This is a genomic window from Aeromonas sp. QDB17 (assembly GCF_027705305.1).
Classification (GTDB): Bacteria; Pseudomonadota; Gammaproteobacteria; order Enterobacterales; family Aeromonadaceae; genus Aeromonas; species Aeromonas caviae.
This window is the reverse complement of sequence record NZ_JAPDBP010000030.1, coordinates 1-23,391: the sequence shown is the minus strand read 5'-3', so window position 1 is coordinate 23,391 and position 23,391 is coordinate 1. Positions and strand designations below refer to the sequence as shown.

Below are 23,391 nucleotides of genomic sequence, written 5' to 3'. Positions count from 1 at the left end.
TCCGCTGATCTCGGTGCGGTCGATGGTGCCGTCGTTGTTGGTGTCTTCGGTGATGACCACGGTCGGCGCACCGGTCGCCTCGGTGTCGATGGCCGCACTGTCGCTGCCGCCAGTGCCCACGTTGCCGTTGAGATCGGTGTAGCTGCCGTCCTTGACGGTGACGCTGGCCTCGCCGGTATAGCCCGGGGTCGGGGTGAAGGTCGCGGTCCAGGTCTTGCCGCCATCGGCGGTGGTCAGCCCGGTCACGGTGCCGCCCACCACGGTCAGATCGTCCAGCTCGAACCCGGTCACCTTCTCGCTGAAGGTGAAGGTCACCGGACTGGTCTCACCCACGGTCAGCTTGTCGTCAACGATGTTGACTTCCACGCTCGGGGCCGCCGTGTCCACCGGGGCACGGTCGCTGCCGCCAGTGCCCACGTTGCCGTTCAGGTCGGTGTAGCTGCCAGGCTTGACGGTGACTGATGCCGTACCTTCAAAGCCCTGCGTCGGGGTGAAGGTCGCCGTCCAGGTCTTGCCGCCATCGGCGGTGGTCAGCCCGGTTACGGTGCCGCCCACCACGGTCAGATCATCCAGCTCGAACCCGGTCACCTTCTCGCTGAAGGTGAAGGTCACCGGACTGGTCTCACCCACGGTCAGCTGGTCGTCAACAATGTTGACTTCCACGCTCGGGGCCGCCGTGTCCACCGGGGCACGGTCGCTGCCGCCAGTGCCCGCATTGCCGTTGAGATCGGTGTAGCTGCCGTCCTTGACGGTGACGCTGGCCTCGCCGGTATAGCCCGGGGTCGGGGTGAAGGTACCGGTCCAGGTCTTGCCGCCATCGGAGGTGGTCAGCCCGGTCACGGTGCCGCCCTCTACCGTCAGGTCGCCCAGCTCGAACCCGGTCACCTTCTCGCTGAAGGTGAAGGTCACCGGACTGGTTTCGCCCACGGTCAGCTGGTCGTCAACGATGTTGACCACCACGCTCGGGGCCTGGGTGTCGATCGCGGTGTCGTCACTGCCGCCAGTGCCCACGTTGCCGTTGAGATCGGTGTAGCTGCCGTCCTTGACGGTGACGCTGGCCTCGCCGGTATAGCCCGGGGTCGGGGTGAAGGTCGCGGTCCAGGTCTTGCCGCCATCGGAGCTGGTCAGCCCGGTCACGGTGCCGCCCACCACGGTCAGGTCGCCCAGCTCGAACCCGGTCACCTTCTCGCTGAAGGTGAAGGTCACGTCGCTGGTCTCACCCGCGATGATCTGCGGATCGACAATGTTGACCACCACGCTCGGGGCCTGGGTGTCGACGCTGTAACCCTCGGTATCGGTCACGGTGGTGCTGTTGCCCGCTGCGTCGGTGGTGGTGACCTTGGCGTCGATCACCTTGTCCCCATCAGCCACCAGGTCGCTACCCGGCACATTGATGCTGAAAGTCTTGTCGGCCAAGACCAGACCGGTGAAGGCCTTGCCATTGACGGTCAGGGTGACGGTGTCGCCCTCTTTCACGTCGCCACCCACGCGACCGGTCACGGCGATGTCCTGCTTGGACTCGGCCGCGTTGATCACGTCGTCAGGGGTGATGTTGCCATCCAGGGTGATGCTGGCATCCGGTGGCGTGGTGTCGAGCAAGGTGGTGTCGTCGGTGGCGCTGGCCGGGTTGCCCGCCGCGTCGGTAACGCTGGCCACCACGGTCAGGTTGCCATCCGCCAGCCCGCTCAGATCGGCGCTGGTCTGGTAGTTGCCATCGGCATCGGTGACGGCAGTGACTGTCACGCTCTTACCGGTGGCATCGCTGATCACCAGGGTCACGGTACGACCCGGGCCAACATCGGAGGTGCCGCTGATGGGCGTGTTGGCCACATTGGCCGCGTTCACGTCATCCAGGCTCACCGTGATGTTCGCCGTGGTGTCCACGCTACCATCGTCGCTCGACGTGCCTCTGTTGCCAGCAGGATCAGTCACGCTGGCCGTCACGTCATAGCCCCCATCCGGCAACGGTGTCACGACATCCGCGCTGTAACTGCCATCCGGTTGTACCGTGGCGGTCAGGGTCTGCTGATTGCCGTTGGCATCGGTCACCGTCAGGGTCACCGTGCTGCCGGGGGCGGCGTCCGTGGTACCCGTGATGGTCGGAGTGTTGTCATTGGTATTGTCCGGTGCATTCACCGTCACGATCGGAGCCGTAGTGTCCACGCTGCCATCATCGGTCGCGGTACCGGTGTTGCCGGCCGGATCGGTCACGGAAGCCGTCACCTGATAGCCCCCTTCGGCCAGCGGTGTGGTGACATCCACGCTGAAGCTGCCATCCGGTTGCACCGTCGCGGTCAGGGTCTGCTGATTGCCGTTGGCATCGGTCACCACCAGGGTCACCGTGCTGCCAGAGGGGGCATCCGTGGTACCGGTCAGGGTCGGCGTCCGATCGTTGGTGTTGTCGGGGGCAGAGACGGTGATGACGGGAGCGGTGAGGTCGACCAGCTCATCTTCGCTGCTTTGCGCATCCACCAGCGGCGCCGCGCCAGCCGGGTTCGCGCTGTCAAAGCCTGCGCTGGAGATGGTTGCATCACCGGTACGATCGATGGTGACGAAACCGCCGTTGCCGCTGGCACCAGCCACGCCCCCCGCATTGCCTGCGGCCGGGGCTCCACCCGCCGCCGACGCTTCGAATGCCTTGGTGGGGTCGGTTCCGTCCAGAATCGCTTGCTGCAAGGCGGCGATGTCATCGGGTGTCCCCGCGTTCGCCAGCACGGCGTCACCCTGTTCGGGGCGCTCGCCGGAACCCAGGGTGAACGTGGTCTCCCCTCCCTGGAAGCTGGCCCCTTCGGGCGCAAGCAATACCGCATCCTTGGGCAGTTCATCGCCTTCTGCAACGAGTCTCTGGCTCCCGTCGGCGGCGACCAGATACATTTTGCCTTGCAAGTGGGTAACGACGACATCCTGATCCAATACGATGCGCTGATTGCTCATGGTTTCTCCTGAAATATCGAAGGGCATATTGCTCCAGCCTCCAATGTGCCCGTTTATCAGGCCATAAACCAGTGAGAAAAATCGAATGAACAGACCGAAATGAAGCTGGGTTTCGGGGCGAAAACGAAGGAACGCAGAAGATGAATAAAATTAATTAAATCAATAGCATCAATTGTGACAAAACGAAGACGGGAGCCTCATCGGCTCCCGTCTCGTGAGGTGTCAGACACCGGCCCAGAGCAGGATGGCCAGCAGTTGGGGCGAGATGATCCGCAGGAACATCACCAGGGGGTAGACGGTCGCGTAAGAGAGTGCGCTGGCACCACTGGTGGGGTGCATGCCGTTGGCAAATGCCAGAGCGGGAGGATCCGTCATCGAGCCGGCCAGCAGCCCGCACAGCGTGAGGTAGTTGAGCTTGCCATAATGGCGTGCCAGCACACCCACCAGCAGCAGCGGGATGAGGGTGATTGCCACACCGTACATCATCCATGCGGGACCGTCGCCGTTGATCAGGGTGTCGATGAAGCCGGCCCCGGACTTGAACCCCACCACCGCCAGGAAGAGCACTATGCCTATTTCCCGCAGCGCCAGGTTGGCGCTCGGCGGCATGAACCAGTAGAGCTTGCCGATGCTGCCGATACGAGACAGGATGAGCGCCACCACCAGCGGTCCCCCTGCCAGCCCCAGCTTGAGCGCCGCCGGGAATCCCGGCAGGTAGAAGGGAATGGATCCGAGCAATACCCCCAACCCGATGCCGATGAAGACGGGCAGCATCTGCACCTGCTGCAGTTTCTGCTGCACGTTGCCCACCACGCTGGTGACCGCCTCGATGGCATCGAGCCGCCCCACCAGGTTCAGGATGTCACCGAACTGCAGACTGGTCTGACTGGTCGGCACCAGCTCGATGCCGGCCCGATTCAGGCGCGAGATGACCACATCGTATTTCTGCTTGATGTCGAGATCGCGGATCCGCTTTCCGAGCACCTGCTCATTGGTGACCACCACCCGCTCAACCCGCAGATCGGTCCCGCGGGTGGAGAGGGAGGTGTCTACCTCCTCTCCAAGCACCAGCAGCACCTTGTGCAGGGCATGGCGCTCCCCCACCAGGTGCAGCAGGTCGCCAAGTTCGATGCGCGAGTCGGGCTTTGGCACCATCAGTTCGTCGCCACGCTTGAGTCGGGAGCAGATGACGTCCGCCTCGTCCAGACTCGGGATCTCGCGGAGCATCAGGCCATGCATATTGGGATTGCGCACGGCAATGTTGATGGTTTGCAGACTCTCCTTGGTTTTGCCAGCCTGCTGCTCGAAAGCAACCGCCTCCTCCTCGATCTTGATGTGGAAGAACATCCTGATGAGCCACATGGTGAGCAGGATGCCGCAGATCCCGAACGGGTAGGCCACCGCATAGCCCATCCCCATCAGGCCGGTGGATCCAGGATCAGCCCCGAGCTCCGCCAGGATCTGCTGGCCAGCCCCCAGGGACGGGGTATTGGTCACGGCCCCGGAAAAGACCCCGAGGATCACCGGCAGCGGTACATCGAACAGCTGGTGCAACGCTGCCGCCACCAGGCAGCCGAGCAGAACCAGCAGGGCCGCGAAGCCATTGAGCTTGAGGCCCGAACTGCGCAAGGAGGAGAAGAAGCCGGGACCGACCTGGATGCCTATGGTGTAGACGAACAGGATCAGGCCGAACTCCTGAATAAAATGAAGTGTTTGCTCATCCAGCTTCAAGCCGGACAAGCCGGCGAAGTGGCCCACTATGATGCCGCCGAACAGCACCCCGCCGATACCCAAACCCACGCCATAGACCCGCCAGTTTCCCAGCCAGAGCCCCAGCACTGCCACCAGCGACAGCATGCTGATGGAAAGCGCGATCTCACTCATCGTTTGCATCCTTTCCAAACTGAACTGGCACTAGCTTGTCAGCAAACGAAGGGGGCAACTGTGGGGTGCCGCACGAATTCAGGCTTTCATGAGCACAAAAATACCAATTAAGGGTTAGCCATCAGATATAGCCATAAATGGCCATGAAGTGGCACAGACTGCCACCCAGCACAAACAGGTGCCAGATGGCGTGGTTGTAGGGAATGCGCTTGGCCACATAGAAGATCACTCCCAGGCTGTAGATGAGACCACCCAGCCCCAGCAGCAGGAGCCCGGTACCATCCAGATGCAGATAGAGCTGGTAGATGACCACCAGCGACAACCAGCCCAGCATCAGATAGGTAAATAGCGACACCTTCTTGAATCGATTGATGAAGATCAGCTTGAACACGACCCCCGCCAGGGCCAGCCCCCAGATCACCACCATCAGTCCTTGCGCCAGCGGCGTATCGAGCGCCACCAGCAGGAAGGGGGTATAAGTGCCGGCGATCAGCAGATAGATGGCGCAGTGATCGAACAGCTTGCTCCAGCGTCTGGCCGCCACCGAGCTCACGCTGTGGTAGAGCGTCGAGGCGAGATAGAGCAATACCAGGCTGGCACCGTAGACGCCGTAGCTCAGCAGTACCCTGGGCCCCTGATCCCACCCCTTGTGCAGCAGCAAGACCAGTCCCAGCCCGCCCAGCAGCAGCCCCAGCCCATGGCTGAGGCGATTCGCCCACTCTTCCCGTGGGGAGTACCCCGTCACATCCATCATTACCTCCAACCCATTACCGGCCCACTCTAGCGGCCGACGTTTCAGGCTACAAGTGTTAGCTGAAAATAAAGGGGCGAGGAGAGGGAGGGCCAGAGATGGCTGTTCCCCCCGCCCCTTTGGTGTATGCTCTGCCGCCGACGCCGCCCATGCGGATGGCCGCGTCTGCCCGACAATCTGGTCTGGAGAACCCGATGAAGCTCACTGAACTGTTTACACAACCGGATCCTGATTTCGGCAAGGCCATGACGGCCCTGCTGGAGCATTTCCATCATTCCGACGACAGTCAGGCCCCCTATCAGCGGGGCAACTTCACCCACCAGCTCGATCAGTCGTGCATGCCCGCCACCGGCATCTCTCCCCGGGACTATCTGGCACGGCTCGCCACCTTGGTACCCGGGGCATCGCACCTCACCTCTCCCCGCTACATGGGACACATGACAGCGCCGCTGCCGGCCTTCACCGCCGAGCTCTCCCGGCTCTTGGTGATGCTCAACCAGAACCCGATGAAGATGGAGTCCTCCCGTTTGCTGAGCTTTCTGGAGCGGGAAGTGCTGGCCAAACTACACCGTCTGGTCTACCGCGAGGGCGACGCCTTCTATGCAGCCCAGATGCATGCCAAGGATGCAGCCCTCGGCGTCATGACCAGTGGCGGTACCATCGCCAACGTCACCGCTCTCTGGCTGGCCCGCAACCGGGCCTGTGGCGACAACCTGTTCGCCCTCGCCGAGCAGGGCTATCGCGGCGCCGTCATTCTGGGATCGCGGCTGATGCACTACTCCTTCGACAAGGGGATGGATCTGCTGGGACTCGGGGGTCGCAGCGTCTGGCGTCTCGACACCGACGAGCACAACCGGCTCAGTCTGGCGGCGCTGGAACAGGCCCTTCAACAATGCAGGGAGCAGAAGCTCAAAGTGCTGGCGCTGGTCGGCGTGGCCGGCAGCACGGATTTTGGCTCCGTCGACCCGCTGCCGGAACTGGCCGCCATCGCCCGGCACGAGCAAATCCACTTCCACGTGGACGCGGCCTGGGGTGGTCCGACCCTCTTCTCGCCCCGCTATCAGGGATTGCTTACGGGGATAGAGCACGCCGATACCGTCACCCTTGACGGTCACAAGCAGTTGCTGGTCCCGCTCGGTACCGGCATGCTGCTCTGCCGCCAACCGGACCTGATGATGACGGTGAAGCGCGAGGCTCCCTACGCCATCCGCGCCACCTCCTTCGATCAGGGGCGCTTCACTCTGGAGGGGACCCGTCCCGCCAACGCGCTCTATCTGGATGCCGCCTTCCAGATGCTGGGGCAGCAGGGTTATGCCCAACTCATCGACGCCAACTACGACAGGGCGCGGCGAATGGCCGCGCTCATCGACGCCAGCCCCGCCTTCGAGCTGATGTCGGCACCTGTCATGAACCTGCTCTCCTACCGGTGCATTCCGCCCCACCTGCAAGGTCAGGTGCCCGATGTGGCGGCCAACGAACAGATCAATCTCTTCAACGTCGCCCTGCAAAAAGCCCAGCGCGCCGAAGGGCACAGCTTCGTCTCACGCACCCAGCGCGCAGTCTCCCGCTATGGCGAGCAACCGCTCACGCTGCTGCGCGCCGTCCTGCTCAACCCCCTCATCGAGGAAGCAGACATACGCGCATTGCTGGACGATCAGGTGCGCCTTGGCAACCAGATTGCCAGCCAGCTGTTCGAGTAACCCGCCGCCCCGGGAAGGAACTGCCTGCAGAATGGACGGTCTTATTCATTTGCCGTTGTCTGACGGGCAGGTACACTGAGTGAAATTTTGAGGTTAGAGCCCAGCATGAAGCAGTTTATCGAGTTCATCCCCCTGATCGTCTTCTTCGCGGTCTACAAGTTTTACGACATCTACACCGCCACTGGCGCCCTGGTGGTCGTCACCGGCCTGCAACTCCTGTACAGCTGGCTTCGCTATCGCCGGGTCGAGAAGATGCAGTTGTTCACCTTCGTGCTGGTCGGTTTCTTCGGCGGCCTCACCGTCTTCTTCCACGACGATGCCTTCATCAAGTGGAAGGTGACCGTCATCAACATGCTCTTTGCCCTCGCCCTGCTCATCGGCCGCTATGGCTTTGGCAAGAACCTCATCAAACAGATGCTGGCCAAGGAGCTCCAAGCCCCCGACCGGGTCTGGGACAACGTCAATCTCGGCTGGGTCGGCTTCTTCACCCTGTGCGGCCTGCTCAACCTCTACGTGGCCTTCAACCTCTCCCAGGAGATGTGGGTCAACTTCAAGGTGTTCGGCCTGCTGGGCATGACCCTGGTCTTCACCCTGCTCAGCGGCGTCTATCTCTATCGCCACATGCCGGCCGAGCAGAACGCAGAACAGAAAAAATAACCGCAACCAGAAAGGGATTGTTCCATGTGGTATCTGATCTACTCCGAAGATGTCGCAGGCAGCCTGCCCCAGCGCAAGCTGGCACGCCCTGCCCACCTGGCCCGCCTGCAAGCCTTGCAGGATGAGGGCCGCCTGCTGACGGCCGGCCCCAACCCGGCCATCGATGCCGAGGATCCGGCCGATGCGGGCTTCACCGGCAGCACCGTCATCGCCGACTTTGCCAGCCAGGCCGACGCCCAGGCCTGGGCCGATGCGGACCCCTATGTCGCGGCAGGGGTCTACGCCAGGGTGACCATCAAACCGTTCAAGAAAGTCTTCTGAGCCCATCGAGGCTGACAAGAAAAAGGCCGGACACTGTCCGGCCTTTTCGTATCCGATGATGACTCATGCCCTGGCCACAAACCAGGGATTGAGGATATCAGGCTTGTTGTAGCAAAGCGGCGAACCATCGAGCTGGGTGACGCTGCCCCCCGCCCCTTCCAGTACCGCCTGAGCAGCCCCCGTATCCCACTCGCAGGTCGGTGCGAGCCGCGGATAAAGCTCGGCCTCCCCCTCGGCAATGATGCAAAACTTGAGAGAGCTGCCCATGGAGAGCAGCTCGATCTCGCCCCGCTCCAGTTCGCCAAAACGGGCCAGATACTCGAGGGTTTCCTGCGACAGGTGATTGCGACTGCCCACCACGCGCCACACTTGCCCAGCGTCATGAGGGTGGGTCTGGATGGTCTCGTGCCTGCCATCGGCCACACGCCAGGCGCCAATCCCCTTGCCCCCATACCAGAGCTTGTCCAGTACCGGGGCATAGACCAGCCCCCAGCGCGGGGTCCCCTGTTCAATCAGGGCGATATTCACCGTGAACTCGCCGTTGCGGGAGACAAACTCCTTGGTGCCATCCAAAGGATCCACCAGCCAGTAGCGGGACCAGCCGAGTCGCGCAGCCATTACCTCGGGGGAGGACTCTTCCGACAACACCGGGATATCGGGAGTGAGACGGGCCAGCGCCTGAACGATCACCTCGTGGGCCCCCTTGTCCGCCGCCGTCAGCGGGCTCTCGTCCTGCTTGTACTCCACCGCAAAGGGCTGGCTGTAGATGGACATGATGGCCTCACCGGCGGCGCGGGCGATGGGCTCCAGTTCGGAAATGGCGGGTAGATACATGGAAAAGAGTTCTCGCTCAAAGGGTTGGTCAGTGTAACCGAGTGAGTATCTTCGGCTTATAGCCGTTTGCACTGACTTATACAGTGTCAAAACTGACAGACAAAAAGTGGCGCAACACAGCTAATGATAAATATGCCACTAAGGCAGATTCATAAGGATGTGAAACATGAACAAGAAAACCCTGATCGCCGCACTGCTGCTGGGCTGCCTCCCCCTGTTGAGCCAACCTCTGCTGGCCGCCGACAAGGCGGCGACCAAGCCTGTGGCCACCACCCAAGTCAAGGAGAGCGGCAAGATCAATCTCAATACCGCCAGTGCCGGCGAGCTCACCGCCCTGAAGGGCATTGGCGAGAAGAAGGCACAGGCCATCATCGACCACAGAGAGAAGCAGGGCAAGTTCACCTCCGTCGATCAACTGGCGGACGTCAGTGGCATCGGATCGGCCACGCTGGAAGCAAACCGGGACATGATTATCGTCAAGTAACCGGTTTGAATCCCTATCATCCCGAGGGCAGCCTGTGGCTGCCCTATTTTTCTTCGGGTATCATGAGCCCACTTTGTATCTTCGGACTCACTCCATGAAAAAGACACCGCTCGTTGTTCGCAAGGCCGTTCTCCCCGTTGCCGGTCTGGGTACCCGCATGCTGCCCGCCACCAAGGCCATCCCCAAGGAGATGCTGCCCGTGGTCGACAAGCCGCTGATCCAGTATGTGGTGCGCGAAGCCATCGCCGCCGGCATCAAGGAGATCATCCTGGTGACCCATTCAAGCAAGAACTCCATCGAGAACCACTTCGACAAGAGCTTCGAGCTGGAAGCGACCCTGGAGAAGCGGGTCAAGCGCCAACTGCTGGAAGAAGTTCAGCACATCTGTCCCAAAGACGTGACCATCATGCACGTGCGTCAAGGGGAAGCAAAAGGCCTGGGCCATGCAGTACTGTGTGCCCGCCCCCTCATCGGGGATCAACCCTTCGCCGTACTGCTGCCGGATGTGCTCATCGACGAGGTGGCCAGCGATCTCAAGCAGGACAACCTGGCGGAGATGGTGCATCTGTTCGAAGAGGAGCAGATCAGCCAGATCATGGTGGAAGCCGTCCCCGAGAGCGAAGTGGACAAATACGGCATCGCCGACATCAAGGGGGAGGCCCTGAGCGAAGGCATGTCCCTGCCGATGCAGGCCATCGTCGAGAAGCCGCCCCGGGATGAAGCCCCGTCCAACCTGGCCGTGGTCGGTCGCTATGTGCTCTCGGCCAATATCTGGCCCTTGCTGGAAAAAACCCCGGCCGGCGCCGGCGACGAGATCCAGCTGACCGATGCCATCGCCATGCTGATGGAAAAGGAGCAGGTCAATGCCTACTTCATGAAGGGACGCAGCCACGATTGCGGCAGCAAGCTCGGTTATATGAAGGCCAATGTGGAATACGCCGTGCGCCATCGGGAACTCAGCAAAGAATTCACCAGCTGGCTGAAGCAGTTTGCCAAAGAGCTGTAATCTCTGAATATTTACAATATAAGCAGAATAAAAAACTGGGCATCATTCGATGCCCTTTTTCATTTTATAAACAAATATTCAACCATTGATAGATAAAATATCGCTAAATCATAATATTGTAATTTAAAGTCGCTTGTTCTATAAGGATTAAGGCTTGTTCCTAGCCCTTGCATAAAATTTCTAAAAAAATATAAGACACAGGTGGAAGTTCCAATGAATAACCCGTCCAAAGGGACCTTTTTAGGTCACCCTAAAGGGCTTTTTTTGCTCTTTAGTACCGAACTGTGGGAGAGATTCTCCTATTACGGCATGCGTGCCGTGCTCGTCCTCTATCTGACCGACCTGACCGCCAACGGTGGCATGGGCTGGACCCAGGCCGATGCCCTCAAGCTGTACGGCATCTATACCGGTCTGGTCTACATCACCCCCATCATCGGCGGCTGGCTCGCCGATACCTTCCTGGGCCAGCGACGCGCCATCCTGTTTGGTGCCGTGCTGATGGCCGCCGGCCAGTTTACCCTGGCACTGCCTCACGCCATGTTCCCTGACATGGTCAACACCGTCTTCTATGCCGGCCTTGGCTTGCTGATCGTGGGTAACGGCCTGTTCAAACCGAACATCTCCACCATGGTGGGTGACCTGTATAAAGAAGGGGATCACCGTCGTGACGGCGCCTTCACCATCTTCTACATGGGCATCAACCTGGGCTCCCTCCTGGCCGGCGTGATCTGCGGCGCCGCTGCCACCGCCTATGGCTGGCAAGCCGCCTTCGTCAGCGCCGGTATCGGCATGCTGCTCTCCCTGGTCGTGCAGGCCACCATGGCCCAGCGTTTCCTTGGCGACATCGGCCGTGTGCCCGCCGCCCAGCGTGCCGCCCTGCAGCGCTCCAAGGAGCAAAAAGCGCCTCTGACCAAACAGGAAGTGGATCGCATCAAGGTGATCCTGGTACTGGGCCTGTTCACCATCATCTTCTGGGCCGGCTTCGAGCAGGCCGGTGGTCTGATGAACCTGTATGCCCAGGAGTATACCGACCGCATGATCGGCAGCTTCGAAGTGCCGACCGCCTGGTTCCAGTCCCTGAACCCCTTCTTCATCATCACCCTGGCCCCTGTCGTGGCCGCCATCTGGATCAAGCTCGGCAAGAAAGAGCCGAACTCCCCGGTGAAATTCGCCATGGGCCTGCTGTTCCTGGCCGTCGGCTTCCTGTTCATGATCGGTGCCGTGCTGGAGCAAGGTGGTGATCAGGCTGTCAAGACCTCCATGTTCTGGCTGGTCGGTGCCTACCTGTTCCATACCCTGGGTGAGCTCTGCCTCTCTCCCATCGGTCTCTCCATGGTGACCAAGCTGGCTCCGCTGCGCCTGGCCTCCCTGATGATGGGTGCCTGGTTCGGTTTCGTGGCCCTGGCCAACTATGCCGCCGGCTTCATCGGATCCTTCGTCGGCGAATCCGGTGCCATGGCCATCTTCGGTGGCATCGCACTGGCTGCCGTGATCAGCGCCCTCATTCTGCTGACCATGGCCAACCGCCTGGTCTACTGGATGCACGGTGCCGAAGGCCCGGCCAAAGAGCCCGAAGAACAAGAGCAGAAACTGCACTCCGCGACCGTTTGACCGGTCAGGACAGCAGAGACCAAACAGGGCGCCCATGGGCGCCCTGTTTGCATGTGTTCACTTCACAGCGTCAGTGGTGACGAACCTGCATCGTCAGGGCGCTGCCGCTGTCACTGCGAAACTGCAGATCAAAGGGCTCGTGCCAGCTTCGCCTGTGCAACGTGTAGCGACTGCTGCGCATCAAGCCGAGCGGCAACCCCCCTGCACGCATCAACCAGTGAGGTGAGGTGAGCCCGGCATTTGCAAAAAGCAGCCCATCCTCCTGATCGAACAGCAGGGCCGCCATGGCAAAGGAGTGACGCAGGCCCGACTCCAGCAGTTGCAGATTGAGGTAATCCAGCAATCGGTGTGGCTGGGTCAACAGCAGGCTCTCCTGTTGCTGGTATTGGCGATAGGGGCCGTTCATCAGGGATCGCACCAAGGCACCACAGAAGGCCGCATCCACACCGAGGATGGGCAATTCCATCACCAGTACCAGCAGCTTGTCGTCCAGTTTGAAAGTATCCGGGATGAAGAGATTGCCCATGCCGGCAAAAGTGACCTGCCAGGGTCCCCACTCCTGCATGCCAGGGGGGGCCAGCCAGGCGAGCAGCCGGCTGCTCGCCAGATCGTGGCCACGGAAGAAGTCGATGTGCTCCATCAGTTCCAGCTGCTGGCTCTGATGCCCGAGGTTTGTCAGGCATTGCTCGATGCTGCGGCGGATCTGCTCATAGTCATTCACCGGTTTGATGAAGAAGTCCCTGGCCCCCGCCCGCAGCGCACGCTCGATCGCAGCCATCTGATCCTGACCGGAGATGACGATGACGGGCACCTGTGGATAGCGGGCGGTGAGGCAGGCAATCACCTCATGGCCATCCATGTTCGGCATGTTCAGATCACACAACACCACATCGGGGTGATAGAGCGCTGCGGCAGAGAGCCCCTCAATCCCGTCTTCTGCCTGAAAGACGCAGGCCCCGTCGTGCTCGAGATAAGATACCAGTGAGTGGCGAAAAACCGCTTCGTCTTCTACCACCAAGATCCGTAGTCCGGCTTTTGACATCTTGACAAAGCTCTTATTAGTCAAATGGTTATTTGAGCATTAAGACTAGATCATGGGCGCTGGATACCGCCACACAATATTGTCGAGCAGCGAGCCGGGCTGGCCTTGGTATCTGCCAAGCGTTTGAAATGGTCCGACTATTTTGATCGCCCCCTTGCGCAGAGATGGTCGGCAACCGTCGCCCGGCAGCCGTTATCTCGCAGGTCGGCACCATGAATTGTATGAGGCACCGCCATGAGGGATAATGCCCTCCACTCCAGATCGTGAAGCAGACCATGACGCCAGCCGAATACAGCGCCCTCGCCCATCCCAGACTCTCCCATCCGGCCCGCAGCCTCTATACCCTGCAACTGCGCCGCTTGGTGCTGGAAAATCGGCTGGCCCGACTTAACTATCCCGAGCTTGGCCGGGCACTGGCTGTCGTCGATCCGGGCAATCCCGGTGGTTTCAGCTATCAGGTCAACGCTCGCCAGCTGACCGAACTGCTCGACGAGCTGATGGAGGCCGAACTGCTTCAGGTCGAGGCCCAGGCTGACAGTGAGCACTACCACCAGTGCCCTTTCCAGTTGCCGTTGCTGAGCCAGCGGGTGCGCAGCCCCCTGCCGGCACGCCCGTTCCAGATGCACCTGCAGTGGCGTCCGGACGAAGAACTGCCTGCTCTCGCACGCCTGTGCGGGGTGATCGATGCCAGCTACAGCGAAGAGGATCTCGGGGAGTTCATCGCCTACTGGCTCGGCCGCCCCGAGGTGTTCGACTCCCAGCACCAGTGGATGTTGAAATTTATTCGGGCCCTCAAGAGTCGGCGCTACGCCCGCCGCCCGGCGACCGTGGTCACCGGGTACCAGCAGGTCGCGCCAGCCCCGGTAGAGGCTGGCCCGAGCCGCCGGGCGCAAGAGATGATCGATGAGGCCAAACGGCTGGCACAAGCTCAGGAGCCGGAGAATGATTGATACCAGGTGGCCACGAAGTGCACTATTGACCCCCTGCCCATCCAGCCATAGCCCTAGCAGAAGGAGAATTCCATGACAGATCCGCACGACCCGATGCGCCAGGCACTGGAAGAGATCGAGGCCAAACGCCAGAAAATCGCCAAGGCCAGACAGGAGCAACAGGCTCATGATCCCGAGCTCAAGCGTCACGTCAGCAGCCTGCAGGAACGTATTCTCCGACTGCGGGCCGCAACCGGCGGCAGCCAGTACGACTACGAGACCCTGCGCAAGGAGTACGACGCCAAGGCCAATGCCGAAGTGCGCGAGTTGCAGAAAGCCGCCCGCCAGGAGCGGATCCAGAAGCTGATCGCCCAGGCCGACCTCAATCCGGACTGGATCTTCGACAAGATGGATTCCGGTGACCCGGCCCTGCAATACCCCATCGAGACAGCCCGCTACTTCATCAGCGGTTTCGAGCACTGGGAGAAGAGCGGCGGGGGCTGCATGCTGATCTACGGCGATTACGGCACCGGCAAATCCACCCTCGCGGGCGCCGTGGCCCACGAGTTGATCGCGCGCCACCAGAAGTCGGTGATCTTCCAGCAGTGGGCCTCCATCGTGGACAGGCTCTTCTTCAACGTCATCCAGGATCAGGAGGAGCGCAACCAGTACCGCCGCGCCCTGGAAGAGGTGGACCTGCTGATCATCGACGAGGTGGCGGCCAACCGCGCCAAGATGGCCGAGAGTCAGTCCAGCTTCCTCGGCCACCTGCTGCGCCGTCGTCGCAACCTGTCCAAAAGTGTCATCATCATCACCAACCACAGCCCCCAGAGCCTGCATCAGGCCATCGGTGATTTCAGCTATGAGGCGATCAAGGCGTTCAATCCGGTGGACATCCACCTGAGCGGACCCAGCCGCCGTCCCAGCATCGGCCATTACAACGGTTGATCCCGTCGGGCCGGCGTCCCTGATGTCCGGCCCTTCATATCCCCTGCACCTCACAAATAAAAACCACTCTCATTTACAGAGATCCATCCAGGCTCTAGGCTTGCTCTTTTGTTCGAGAGGGCCTGTCATGCCAACCACACTCATCTTCGGTGCCAGTCGCGGACTGGGCCGCGCCTTCACCGACCACGCACTGCAACTGGGCCACAGGGTCGTTGCCCTGGTGCGCCATGCCGATATGGCCAGCGAGCTGCATACCCTGGGGGTCGAGGTCGTCATCGGGGATGCCCTGGACCCCCTGGCCGTGACCCAGGCTTGCCGCTTGGCGGGCAGGGATGCCCGGGTAGTCTCCACCCTCGGCAGCTTTCGCCAGAGTGCACCGGTGGATTATCAGGGTAACAGCCATGTGATCGACGAGATGGAGCGCGCCGGGCTCAGCCGCCTGCTGCTGGTCACCTCCCTCGGTTGTGGCGACAGCTGGCAATACCTGCCCGAGCGGGCTCGCGCCGCCTTCGGACACGAGGTACGCCTCAAGAGCCTGGCGGAAAGCTGGCTGCAGACAAGCACCCTTGCGTGGACCATTTTACGCCCCGCAGGGTTGCAGGATGGGGAGCCCACGGGTCAGGCCATCCTCAGCCAGGGGCAAGAGAGGCATGGCCTGGTCAGGCGCCAGGATGTGGCGATACGGGGTTTGCAACTGCTCACCGACCAGGAGGCGTGCGGCCAGATCTATGCCATCGGCGATCCGGGTCTGAGTCAGCCATGATCCCTGTGAATGGCAACACGGTCAGCCCAGTGGCTGACCGTGTTGTTGCAAGGGGCCTAGTCGGTGGAAGACGCTGTCGCCCCATCATCCGGCCGCGTTGTAGGGCACGGTTGACGCCAGCGGAGCAACCAGCACGCCAGAGCGCCATACAGCAGCGCCAGTCCCCACAACTGCCACCAGTAGCGGGAGACCTGGGCAAAGTCGGCCCCCATCTGATTGAGGCGCAGGAATCCCTCGATGGCCGGCGTGCTCGGGGCCCACTGGGCCAGCCAGTTGAGGGGGGCCGGGATGAGCTCAAGGGGCCAGATAAAGCCGGCCAGGAAGACCAGCGGCAAAGAGGAGACAAGCACCACCTGGGTCGGCAGATCACGGCGGGTGAACAGGGCGCCGAGCACGATCCCGAGCCAGGTGGTGGCCAGCAGGAACGGCAGGGTAAAGAGCCAGAGTTCGCCGGGTACAGCGGTGCGGGCAATGCCGTAGTGATCGAAGCAGAAGCCGAAGAAGTAGGTCACCGGAAGGACGAAAAGAACCCCCACCACCAGGGTGCGGGCCAGCAACAAGGCCGGCACGGGGGCATGTTGCCAGTAGCCTGACTCGCCACGGCGGCTGCGCTGGTTCTGGGTCGCCCCCAGGATGCCGGTCCCCATCAGCAACACCTGATGCAGGATCAGCACGAATACCGCAGGCACCACGTAGTTCACATAGCCCATGGTGGGGTTGAATACCGGTAGCACATTGAGGGCCACCGCGTTCCAGCCCATGGCGGCCTGGGGCAGCGCCTCGCCCTGGCTCAGCAGCCTGGCCACCTTCACCTGGGCGGCGAGCGTGCCCCCCGCCTGGGCCAGCCCTTCGGCAATGGTGCCATAGACCAGGAAGTAGGAGGCATCCCCGGCATAACCCAGGGTCACGCTCCTGCCCAGCATCAGATCCCTATAGAAGTGGCGGGGAATGTGCAAGATGCCGCTCGCCTTGCCGGTCAGCATCATCTGGCGGGCCTCGTCGAGCGAACCGGCACGGGCCACCAGTTTCACCTGCGCCGTGGCATCGGCCATGAACTCCAGCTGGCGGGAAAGCTGGCTGCCATCCTCGTTGACCACCACCACGGGCTCTTCCCTGGGCAATTGATGCAGGTAGGGCTGGGGGTAGAGGAAGGAGTAGAAGAAGACGCCGCCAAACAGGGTCAGCATGATGGCGCGATCCGCCAAGAGGGTGCGCAGCTCAAGGCGCACCAGATCCCAGAATCCCATCATGGCCTGGACTCCTCATGGGGCAGGGCCGCGCCCGACGGCGTCCGGTAGCGGTGTACCACCAGCAGCAGGGGCAGCAGAAACAGCAGCAGGGCCCCGAGCTGGGGCAGGGCTGCCGTCAACGGTTGACCGTAGTTGGTTTGCCCAATCTGCAGCTCCACATAGTGGGAGATGGGCAGCAGGCTGCGCCAGAACTGGGCCACATCCCCCATGGCGCTGACCGGAAAGGTGACCCCCATGAAGGCAAATCCCGGCGCCGTGTAGGCGCCGGCAAGAGAGAGCGCCCGCGCCGGATCCCGGATGATGCCGTAGAAGAAGGCCCCCATGGTGACGCAAGCGGCCGACGCCAGTCCCAGCCCCGCCGTCAGCACCAGCCAACTGCCTTGCATGGGGTACCCAAGCCCCTTGAACAGCAGCAGACTCCACGCCAGACCCCACCCCCAGCCGATGAGCACGTGGGGCAGCAGGGTACGCCAGAGGCCGAACCAGACCCCTCTGGTGGTCCAGTCCAACCCGAGGCGATCGGTGCGGGCCAGGGCGTTCAGGCCATAGAGCACAACCAGGATCTGCCACACCGCAGGCAGCAGGGCGCTCAGCAGAAACTGGGCGTAGCTGGAATTGATGTTGTAGAGCGCGGTAACCTGGCTCGCAATGGGTACGGATTGTCCCAGGGCACCGGGCAGCGTCTTGCCGTCGGCCATGGCCGAGAGCACGCCCACCTGGCCATTGAGCGTCCCGACCACCTGGGCCAGTGCGGAGTTGACCAGCTTGGCAATCAGGATGAACTGGCCATTGTTGAACACGGTGACCTGCGGCTGAGTGCCTTGCCGGGCATCCCGCTCCAGGTGATGGGGGATCACCACCAGGGCATAGATGTCCCCCCCTCGCAGTGCCCTGGCCCCCTCGTCGATGGCGTCAAACTGCTGCGCTATCTTGAGCCCGGCGGAGCCATCGAGAGAGAACGCCAGTTGTCGGGAGAGGGGGCTGCGATCCTGATCCACCAGACCGACCTTGAGATCCCGCGCCAGGCCGGCTGAAAAGATCCAGCACAGGATCCCTATCAGCACCAAGGGGACCCAGCTCGCCAGCGCCCGGCCGAACGGGTCCTGCCAGAGCAACCGCCATTCGCGTCCCATCAGAGCTCGACCAGCACGCTCATGCCGACCCGCAGCCCGTCAACCGGCTGCAAGGGGCGCGCTTCCACCTGGAAGCTTTTCATGTCGAACCCCTGGCGGGTGTCGGTGGCACGCCAGGTGGCGAAATCCCCCATCACGGCCACATGGGTCACCTTGAAGCGCACCAGCTGATCCCCCAGGCCGGGAATACGGGCATCAAACTCGGTACCGACCGGGAACCTTGGCAAGAGGTCCTCACGGACATGGAACTGGGCCCAGGCATCCTTCATGTCGAGCAGGGTCACCACGGGGAAGCCCTGGGGAGCCAGCTCGCCGCTACGCAGCAGCACCTGGGCAACTTCCCCCTCGTGGGGGCTGGCGATGCGGGTATCGGCCAGATAGGCTTCCACTTCCGCCACGCCGCCAGCCGCCATCTTGGCCTGCTCGCGGGCCGCGATCTTGGTCTCTTCCCGCGCCCCTTCCAGCGCCATCTGGTATTGCTGCCAGGCCATGCCCTCGCTGTACTTCGCCGCCTGCCAGGCCGTCCAGGCCTCGTCACGCTTTTGCAGCGACATCACGCCATCCCGATGCAGGCTGGCAATGCGCTCGTAGGTTTTGCCATGAAGCAGGGCAGCCGCCTTGGCCTGTTGCCACTGGTCCTTGGCGGCCGCGATCTGCTGCACTCGCGCCCCCTTCTCGGCCTCTTCGGCCATGGCGCCAGCCGCGGCCTGCCCGGCCTTGGCCTGACTCAGCTTGGCCTCGATCTCCGGGCTCGCCAAAGTGAACGCCAGTTGGCCCCTGGTCAGTTGATCCCCCTTCTTCACCAGCACCTCGTCAATGCGGCCCGCCACCTTGGAAGAGACCGAATACTGCTGCGCCTCTATCTGCCCCTGCAGACGCACCGGCTCCGGCTGATAGGCCAGCCAGAAGCGCCAGCCCAGCCAGAGCACAAGCAATACCAGCGCCAGTGGCAGCAGCCAGGGCTTGCCCTGGCTCATCTTCTTCTTGATGGGGGGATGACTCATGAATTCACCTCGGCAAACGGGCGACCCTTGGCGGTCGAAACGGACATGAATAACGGAATGGAAGAGCGCGCGATCATGAGTTCACCTCGATCGCCTGACCATGCTGATACTGGTTGAAACTGTTCATCTGACCGGAGAGTGCCAACAGGCGGGCCAGGGAGATCACGTATTGATAGGCGGCGGCGGCGCGCTGGGTCTTGACCCCGGCAAGCTGGGTCTGGGCATCGACCACATCAAGGGAAGTGGAGAGCCCCTGACCGAATGCCTTGTCACGCAACCGCACGTTCTCCTCGGCCAGCGCCTGGGTCGAGGAGAGAGAGTGATACTCCTCCAGTCCCTGGGCAGCCTCGCGCCAGGTCTTCTCGACCAGCAGCTCCAGATCCTGGCGGGTCTTGGCTTGCAGCAGGTTGACCTGGAGTTCGGCGCTCTTGGCTGCCTGGACTGTCTCGGAGCGGCCATCACGACTCACCAGCGGCATGCTGACCCCGACACCAACCAGCCAGTCCGGTGTGGTCTTGGAGACAATGGAATCATCTTCATAGAGGTTGTAGTTGCCGAACAGGAAGAGCTCGGGGGCGTATTTGCCCTTCTCCAGCTTGATCATCCCCTGGGCCTGCTCCTTCTTGGCCGTCAACAGCTTGAGACCGGGATGCACCGACAGGGTCTCCTCCACGAAGGGAGACAAGGCTGGCATCCCTTCGTTGATGAAGAGGGCGGTATTGGGCTCAGCCTGCTTGAGCTTGAGCATGTGGCCGAGCGCCAGCTGGGCGATCTCCAGGCTGCGCCTGGCCTTCTGGGTATCGATACGTGCTCTGTCATAGGCAGACTGGGCCGAAAGGCGCTCCACCTTGGCGATCTGCCCCTGGGCTTCGAGCTTCTTGGCATGATCCAGATGGTGTGCCAGTCCCTGCTCGATCTCCTGCTTGGTCTGCACCACCTGCGCCGCCAGCACCACCCCGAAGTAGGTCTGGGAGAGGCTCTCGAAGGTGGACTGCTGTTTGAGCACCAGCAACTGCTCAGCCTCGCTCACTTGGGCCTGACGAATATCCTGGGCCGCATCGATGCGCCCGCCGGTAAAGAGCGGCCATAGCATCTTGACCGAACTGGTCACCACGTTCTGCTTGGTGAGGGGGGTGACGAAATCGCTCGGGCTGAGGTTGAGTGCCTGCATCACAGGCCCCAGCACCTTGCCGAATTCCGGATGATTGGCGATGGGGTTGAGATCCAGCATGTCCAGCTCCATCGGCTGATCGAGATGGGTATAGCTGGCCCCCACATCCACCTTGGGCAGGTACATGGCCTTGGCCGCCTCCCGCAGTTGCTGGGCCCGCTCCACCCCGGCCTGCTCTGCCGCCAAGCCGTCATCCTGCTGGATGACCCGGCTCCAGGCCTCGGTAAAGCTGACCGTCTGCGCCTGAGCCGACCCCAGCACGATACCCAGCAGGCATGGGCAGAGCGACTTGATGAACTTTACCGTCATACATCCCCGATCCGTTTGTAATGAAATTGTGTAGAGTCTTTGCTCAATTCAGGCCCGCTATCATAGCCTAAACCGGCTTGAGAGGGAGACTCACAAATCACCATCCCCCTCACTCGCGCCCTCCTGACCATGGTCACAGACAATATGTCCGATTTTCAAGCACTCCTGAATTTGCAAGCCTTGGCGCGACGTTTTTTTCAGAAAAAAATGGCTGACGCTCAAATACTAACCTTTTCTCCTGACTAAAAAATGCGTAATATACGCCGCCCTAAGCCGATGGTAACCGTGGAATGCAGATAGGTCCCCACACGCTTGAAACTCCCCTGATCGTGGCCCCCATGGCCGGTGTAACAGACCGACCATTTCGTGAACTTTGTTTACGTTTGGGAGCCGGTATGGCCGTTTCCGAGATGCTGCTGGCCAACCCGGATGTCTGGGATACCCAGAAAACCCGGATGAGAATGGATCACTCTGCTGAAGGCGGCTTGCGATCGGTCCAGATTGCCGGTGCCGACCCCGAGATGATGGCGTTTGCTGCCCGCTACAACGTGGAGCAGGGCGCTCAGATCGTCGACATCAACATGGGATGTCCGGCAAAAAAAGTGAATAAGAAGCTGGCAGGTTCCGCCCTGCTGCGTCAGCCAGACCTGGTCAGATCCATCTGCCGGGCCGTGGTGGATGCGGTGGAAGTACCTGTCACCTTGAAGATCCGCACAGGATGGGATCCGGATAACCGCAATGGCGAGGAGATCGCCCGAATCGCCGAAGATTGCGGTATCGCGGCCCTTGCCGTGCATGGTCGTACCCGTGCCTGCCTCTACAAGGGCGAAGCGGAGTACGACACTATCAGGGCGATTAAGCAGGCCGTATCGATTCCTGTTGTCGCCAATGGCGACATCGATAGCCCGGAGAAAGCCCGGTATGTCCTCGACTATACCGGTGTCGACGCCGTGATGATCGGCCGTGCTGCGCAAGGACGACCCTGGATTTTCCGGGAAATCCGCCATTTTCTTGAAACGGGCACCAAGCTGCCGCCTCCCGACAGGGAAGAGGTTCGCACCCTGATGAACGAGCATGTCACCAATCTGCACCAGTTTTACGGTGCCTATCTGGGAGCGCGCATTGCCCGTAAACACGTGGGCTGGTATCTGGATGAAGAAGAGGCGGGCCGAGAATTCCGTAAGCACTTCAATGCCCTGGATTGTGCAGACGCACAACTCGAGGCACTCGAAGCGTATTTCGATGGATTAGGTTAACGCATAACTAAAGAGCCGACCGAATATGTTCGAACAAACCCTGACTTCTGATGCATTGGTAACAACTACTCACAATCACGCTGCCGAGCCGACCCAACGCCCCCTGCGTGACTCTGTGCAACAGGCCCTGCGTAACTACCTGGCCCAGTTGAACGGTCAGGAAGTGATTGATCTGTACGATATGGTTCTCTCCGAAGTCGAAGCTCCCATGCTGGACGTGATCATGCAGTACACCCGTGGCAACCAGACTCGCGCCGCCGTGATGATGGGCATCAACCGCGGCACTCTGCGCAAGAAACTCAAGCGTTACGGCATGAACTGATCCCGGTCATTCTGCTGCAGTGCAGACGAAGGCGTATCCCAGCGATGGGATACGCCTTTTTCTATGCCCGGAGTTTACCTGCTCACTCCACCGCCAGCTTGATACCAAGCCCCACGAACAGCCCCCCCATCACACGATTCAGCCAGGTGGCCACCCGGGCGGGCAATCGTACATTGCGGCTTGCAAACGCGGTGGAAAACGCCAGCAGATGGCACCAGATCATGCCGTTGAGATTGAAGATGCAGCCCAGCACGATGAATGCCATCGCCTTTTGCGGTGAAGCGGGATCGATGAACTGGGGCACAAAAGCGAGAAAGAAGAGCGCCACCTTGGGATTGAGGACATTGGTGAGCAACCCCTGCCGAAAGATGCGCCCATAAGAGAGCGCAGGCAGCGCCACAGCCCCATCCACAGACGTTAAAGTGCCACTCCTCTGCCAGAGCATGGACACGCCGAGGTAGACCAGATAGAGCGCCCCCATCAGCTTGATGACGGCAAACAGCTCGGCGGAGGCACTTAACAGGGCAGACAGTCCCAGCGCCGCCGCCAACACATGCACCATGGTACCTGTCCCGATACCCAATGCCGCCATAGAGCCTGCACGCCATCCCTGGGAGCCGCTGCGCAGCATGATGAGCAGGGAGTCAGGCCCAGGCATCATGTTCAACAACAGGCCAGAAACGATAAACAGCGCCAGATCGTGGATCCCCAACATACACAGCTCCTTGTACATGAAAGAAACAGTCTATGGATCCTGAAGTACTTGTCACTCCCGTTTCCGGCGATAGTGATTATCAAGGAAGGGAATAGCGTTTGAGCCGGAGATATTTGACGCTCAACCAGGTGAAAAAGAGAGATTGAGCCGTTTGAAAGGCAGTGATACTGGCTGAATAGCAATGTTTATCGATGCAATTGACTGGATTTTGAGCATTATACAGACTTATTATCTAAAAAATAAATTTCAGGCAATAAAAAACCCCGCTCGAGTGAGCGGGGTTTCTCGTGTTGGGTGCCTGGCAGTGTCCTACTCTCGCATGGCGAATGCCACACTACCATCGGCGCTACAGCGTTTCACTTCTGAG

22 protein-coding genes are annotated in these 23,391 nt (G+C 61.1%); 12 read left to right on the top strand and 10 right to left on the bottom strand.

Translation table 11 applies throughout. The features are described from left to right. The 3 genes from OKC41_RS19325 to OKC41_RS19315 all read right to left on the bottom strand — a co-directional run. A partial coding sequence (locus tag OKC41_RS19325; RefSeq protein WP_270672287.1) for a retention module-containing protein occupies positions 1–2,934 on the bottom strand: 2,934 nt, incomplete at its 3' end. A gap of 222 nt (positions 2,935–3,156) precedes the next feature. Further along, positions 3,157–4,818, bottom strand: a complete 1,662-nt coding sequence (locus OKC41_RS19320; RefSeq protein WP_010675535.1) for a putative transporter — start codon at positions 4,816–4,818, stop codon at positions 3,157–3,159. Between the two features lie 121 nt (positions 4,819–4,939). Continuing rightward, complete coding sequence (locus tag OKC41_RS19315) at positions 4,940–5,572, bottom strand: hemolysin III family protein (RefSeq protein ID WP_039041319.1); 633 nt, start codon at positions 5,570–5,572, stop codon at positions 4,940–4,942. 191 nt (positions 5,573–5,763) lie between these two features. Here OKC41_RS19315 and OKC41_RS19310 point away from each other — a divergent pair, with 191 nt between their 5' ends. The 3 genes from OKC41_RS19310 to OKC41_RS19300 all read left to right on the top strand — a co-directional run bounded on the left by OKC41_RS19310 (position 5,764) and on the right by OKC41_RS19300 (position 8,247). Further along, a complete protein-coding gene (locus tag OKC41_RS19310; RefSeq protein WP_201895284.1) occupies positions 5,764–7,269 on the top strand; it encodes an aminotransferase class V-fold PLP-dependent enzyme in 1,506 nt (501 codons plus the stop codon). A 105-nt stretch (positions 7,270–7,374) separates the two neighbouring features. Continuing rightward, positions 7,375–7,926, top strand: a complete 552-nt coding sequence (locus tag OKC41_RS19305; protein ID WP_039041321.1) for a septation protein A — start codon at positions 7,375–7,377, stop codon at positions 7,924–7,926. Between the two features lie 24 nt (positions 7,927–7,950). Further along, positions 7,951–8,247: a YciI family protein gene (locus OKC41_RS19300; protein WP_010675539.1), complete on the top strand. Its 297-nt coding sequence runs from the start codon at positions 7,951–7,953 to the stop codon at positions 8,245–8,247. A gap of 63 nt (positions 8,248–8,310) precedes the next feature. On the opposite strand, the gene cysQ is transcribed toward OKC41_RS19300, so the two are convergent. Further along, a complete protein-coding gene (gene cysQ / locus OKC41_RS19295; RefSeq protein WP_201895283.1) occupies positions 8,311–9,081 on the bottom strand; it encodes a 3'(2'),5'-bisphosphate nucleotidase CysQ in 771 nt (256 codons plus the stop codon). A 166-nt stretch (positions 9,082–9,247) separates the two neighbouring features. Here cysQ and OKC41_RS19290 point away from each other — a divergent pair, with 166 nt between their 5' ends. The 3 genes from OKC41_RS19290 (at position 9,248) to OKC41_RS19280 (ending at position 12,182) form a co-directional block, all read left to right on the top strand. Next, on the top strand, positions 9,248–9,565 hold the full coding sequence (locus tag OKC41_RS19290; protein ID WP_039041323.1) for a ComEA family DNA-binding protein: 318 nt from the start codon (positions 9,248–9,250) through the stop codon (positions 9,563–9,565). Positions 9,566–9,659: 94 nt separating this feature from the next. Beyond that, complete coding sequence (gene galU, locus OKC41_RS19285) at positions 9,660–10,571, top strand: UTP--glucose-1-phosphate uridylyltransferase GalU (protein WP_010675542.1); 912 nt, start codon at positions 9,660–9,662, stop codon at positions 10,569–10,571. Positions 10,572–10,784: 213 nt separating this feature from the next. Continuing rightward, the gene (locus OKC41_RS19280) at positions 10,785–12,182 is read left to right on the top strand and encodes a peptide MFS transporter (protein ID WP_029314796.1); all 1,398 of its coding nucleotides are present in this window, start codon (positions 10,785–10,787) and stop codon (positions 12,180–12,182) included. A gap of 70 nt (positions 12,183–12,252) precedes the next feature. On the opposite strand, the gene OKC41_RS19275 is transcribed toward OKC41_RS19280, so the two are convergent. Then, positions 12,253–13,224 (bottom strand): response regulator, encoded by a 972-nt coding sequence (locus tag OKC41_RS19275; protein WP_029314797.1) that lies wholly within the window; start codon positions 13,222–13,224, stop codon positions 12,253–12,255. A 275-nt stretch (positions 13,225–13,499) separates the two neighbouring features. On the opposite strand from OKC41_RS19275, the gene OKC41_RS19270 reads away from it, so the two are divergent. The 3 genes from OKC41_RS19270 (at position 13,500) to OKC41_RS19260 (ending at position 15,864) form a co-directional block, all read left to right on the top strand. Then, entirely contained in the window at positions 13,500–14,174 is a 675-nt protein-coding gene (locus OKC41_RS19270) for a DnaT-like ssDNA-binding domain-containing protein (protein ID WP_039041329.1), read from the top strand. 72 nt (positions 14,175–14,246) lie between these two features. Then, positions 14,247–15,101 (top strand): DnaA/Hda family protein, encoded by an 855-nt coding sequence (locus OKC41_RS19265; protein WP_041213862.1) that lies wholly within the window; start codon positions 14,247–14,249, stop codon positions 15,099–15,101. A 127-nt stretch (positions 15,102–15,228) separates the two neighbouring features. Then, a complete protein-coding gene (locus OKC41_RS19260; protein ID WP_201895281.1) occupies positions 15,229–15,864 on the top strand; it encodes an SDR family oxidoreductase in 636 nt (211 codons plus the stop codon). Between the two features lie 56 nt (positions 15,865–15,920). Here the strand turns inward: OKC41_RS19260 and OKC41_RS19255 are convergent, their stop codons facing one another. The 4 genes from OKC41_RS19255 to OKC41_RS19240 all read right to left on the bottom strand — a co-directional run bounded on the left by OKC41_RS19255 (position 15,921) and on the right by OKC41_RS19240 (position 20,731). Next, positions 15,921–17,114, bottom strand: a complete 1,194-nt coding sequence (locus tag OKC41_RS19255; protein WP_201895280.1) for an ABC transporter permease — start codon at positions 17,112–17,114, stop codon at positions 15,921–15,923. Next, positions 17,111–18,247, bottom strand: a complete 1,137-nt coding sequence (locus tag OKC41_RS19250) for an ABC transporter permease (protein WP_270672286.1) — start codon at positions 18,245–18,247, stop codon at positions 17,111–17,113. Before OKC41_RS19250 ends, OKC41_RS19255 begins: the two co-directional genes overlap by 4 nt. Beyond that, positions 18,247–19,251, bottom strand: coding sequence for an HlyD family secretion protein (locus OKC41_RS19245; RefSeq protein WP_270672285.1), 1,005 nt, complete (start codon positions 19,249–19,251; stop codon positions 18,247–18,249). The genes OKC41_RS19250 and OKC41_RS19245 overlap by 1 nt, the downstream gene beginning before the upstream one ends. Positions 19,252–19,324: 73 nt before the next feature. Beyond that, the gene (locus tag OKC41_RS19240; RefSeq protein WP_052815573.1) at positions 19,325–20,731 is read right to left on the bottom strand and encodes a TolC family protein; all 1,407 of its coding nucleotides are present in this window, start codon (positions 20,729–20,731) and stop codon (positions 19,325–19,327) included. Between the two features lie 290 nt (positions 20,732–21,021). Between OKC41_RS19240 and dusB the strand changes: the two genes are divergently transcribed. Beyond that, the gene (gene dusB, locus OKC41_RS19235; protein WP_010675552.1) at positions 21,022–21,987 is read left to right on the top strand and encodes a tRNA dihydrouridine synthase DusB; all 966 of its coding nucleotides are present in this window, start codon (positions 21,022–21,024) and stop codon (positions 21,985–21,987) included. Between the two features lie 25 nt (positions 21,988–22,012). Beyond that, positions 22,013–22,309, top strand: coding sequence for a DNA-binding transcriptional regulator Fis (gene fis / locus OKC41_RS19230; RefSeq protein ID WP_005309538.1), 297 nt, complete (start codon positions 22,013–22,015; stop codon positions 22,307–22,309). Positions 22,310–22,391: 82 nt separating this feature from the next. Here the strand turns inward: fis and OKC41_RS19225 are convergent, their stop codons facing one another. Further along, positions 22,392–23,024: a LysE family translocator gene (locus tag OKC41_RS19225; protein ID WP_270672284.1), complete on the bottom strand. Its 633-nt coding sequence runs from the start codon at positions 23,022–23,024 to the stop codon at positions 22,392–22,394. Between the two features lie 181 nt (positions 23,025–23,205). Between OKC41_RS19225 and OKC41_RS19220 the strand changes: the two genes are divergently transcribed. Beyond that, a partial coding sequence (locus OKC41_RS19220; RefSeq protein WP_270672283.1) for a hypothetical protein occupies positions 23,206–23,391 on the top strand: 186 nt, incomplete at its 3' end.

Bases quoted from the DNA above. Each gene is read 5' to 3' on its own strand.
- OKC41_RS19305 (WP_039041321.1), top strand. From the start codon at position 7,375: ATGAAGCAGTTTATCGAGTTCATCCCCCTGATCGTCTTCTTCGCGGTC.
- OKC41_RS19265 (WP_041213862.1), top strand. From the start codon at position 14,247: ATGACAGATCCGCACGACCCGATGCGCCAGGCACTGGAAGAGATCGAG.
- OKC41_RS19315 (WP_039041319.1), bottom strand. From the start codon at position 5,572: ATGATGGATGTGACGGGGTACTCCCCACGGGAAGAGTGGGCGAATCGC.
- dusB (WP_010675552.1), top strand. From the start codon at position 21,022: ATGCAGATAGGTCCCCACACGCTTGAAACTCCCCTGATCGTGGCCCCC.
- OKC41_RS19250 (WP_270672286.1), bottom strand. From the start codon at position 18,247: ATGGGACGCGAATGGCGGTTGCTCTGGCAGGACCCGTTCGGCCGGGCG.
- OKC41_RS19260 (WP_201895281.1), top strand. From the start codon at position 15,229: ATGCCAACCACACTCATCTTCGGTGCCAGTCGCGGACTGGGCCGCGCC.
- OKC41_RS19255 (WP_201895280.1), bottom strand. From the start codon at position 17,114: ATGATGGGATTCTGGGATCTGGTGCGCCTTGAGCTGCGCACCCTCTTG.
- OKC41_RS19240 (WP_052815573.1), bottom strand. From the start codon at position 20,731: ATGACGGTAAAGTTCATCAAGTCGCTCTGCCCATGCCTGCTGGGTATC.
- OKC41_RS19290 (WP_039041323.1), top strand. From the start codon at position 9,248: ATGAACAAGAAAACCCTGATCGCCGCACTGCTGCTGGGCTGCCTCCCC.
- OKC41_RS19245 (WP_270672285.1), bottom strand. From the start codon at position 19,251: ATGAGTCATCCCCCCATCAAGAAGAAGATGAGCCAGGGCAAGCCCTGG.
- OKC41_RS19300 (WP_010675539.1), top strand. From the start codon at position 7,951: ATGTGGTATCTGATCTACTCCGAAGATGTCGCAGGCAGCCTGCCCCAG.
- cysQ (WP_201895283.1), bottom strand. From the start codon at position 9,081: ATGTATCTACCCGCCATTTCCGAACTGGAGCCCATCGCCCGCGCCGCC.
- OKC41_RS19310 (WP_201895284.1), top strand. From the start codon at position 5,764: ATGAAGCTCACTGAACTGTTTACACAACCGGATCCTGATTTCGGCAAG.
- OKC41_RS19280 (WP_029314796.1), top strand. From the start codon at position 10,785: ATGAATAACCCGTCCAAAGGGACCTTTTTAGGTCACCCTAAAGGGCTT.
- OKC41_RS19275 (WP_029314797.1), bottom strand. From the start codon at position 13,224: ATGTCAAAAGCCGGACTACGGATCTTGGTGGTAGAAGACGAAGCGGTT.
- OKC41_RS19270 (WP_039041329.1), top strand. From the start codon at position 13,500: ATGACGCCAGCCGAATACAGCGCCCTCGCCCATCCCAGACTCTCCCAT.
- fis (WP_005309538.1), top strand. From the start codon at position 22,013: ATGTTCGAACAAACCCTGACTTCTGATGCATTGGTAACAACTACTCAC.
- galU (WP_010675542.1), top strand. From the start codon at position 9,660: ATGAAAAAGACACCGCTCGTTGTTCGCAAGGCCGTTCTCCCCGTTGCC.
- OKC41_RS19225 (WP_270672284.1), bottom strand. From the start codon at position 23,024: ATGTTGGGGATCCACGATCTGGCGCTGTTTATCGTTTCTGGCCTGTTG.
- OKC41_RS19320 (WP_010675535.1), bottom strand. From the start codon at position 4,818: ATGAGTGAGATCGCGCTTTCCATCAGCATGCTGTCGCTGGTGGCAGTG.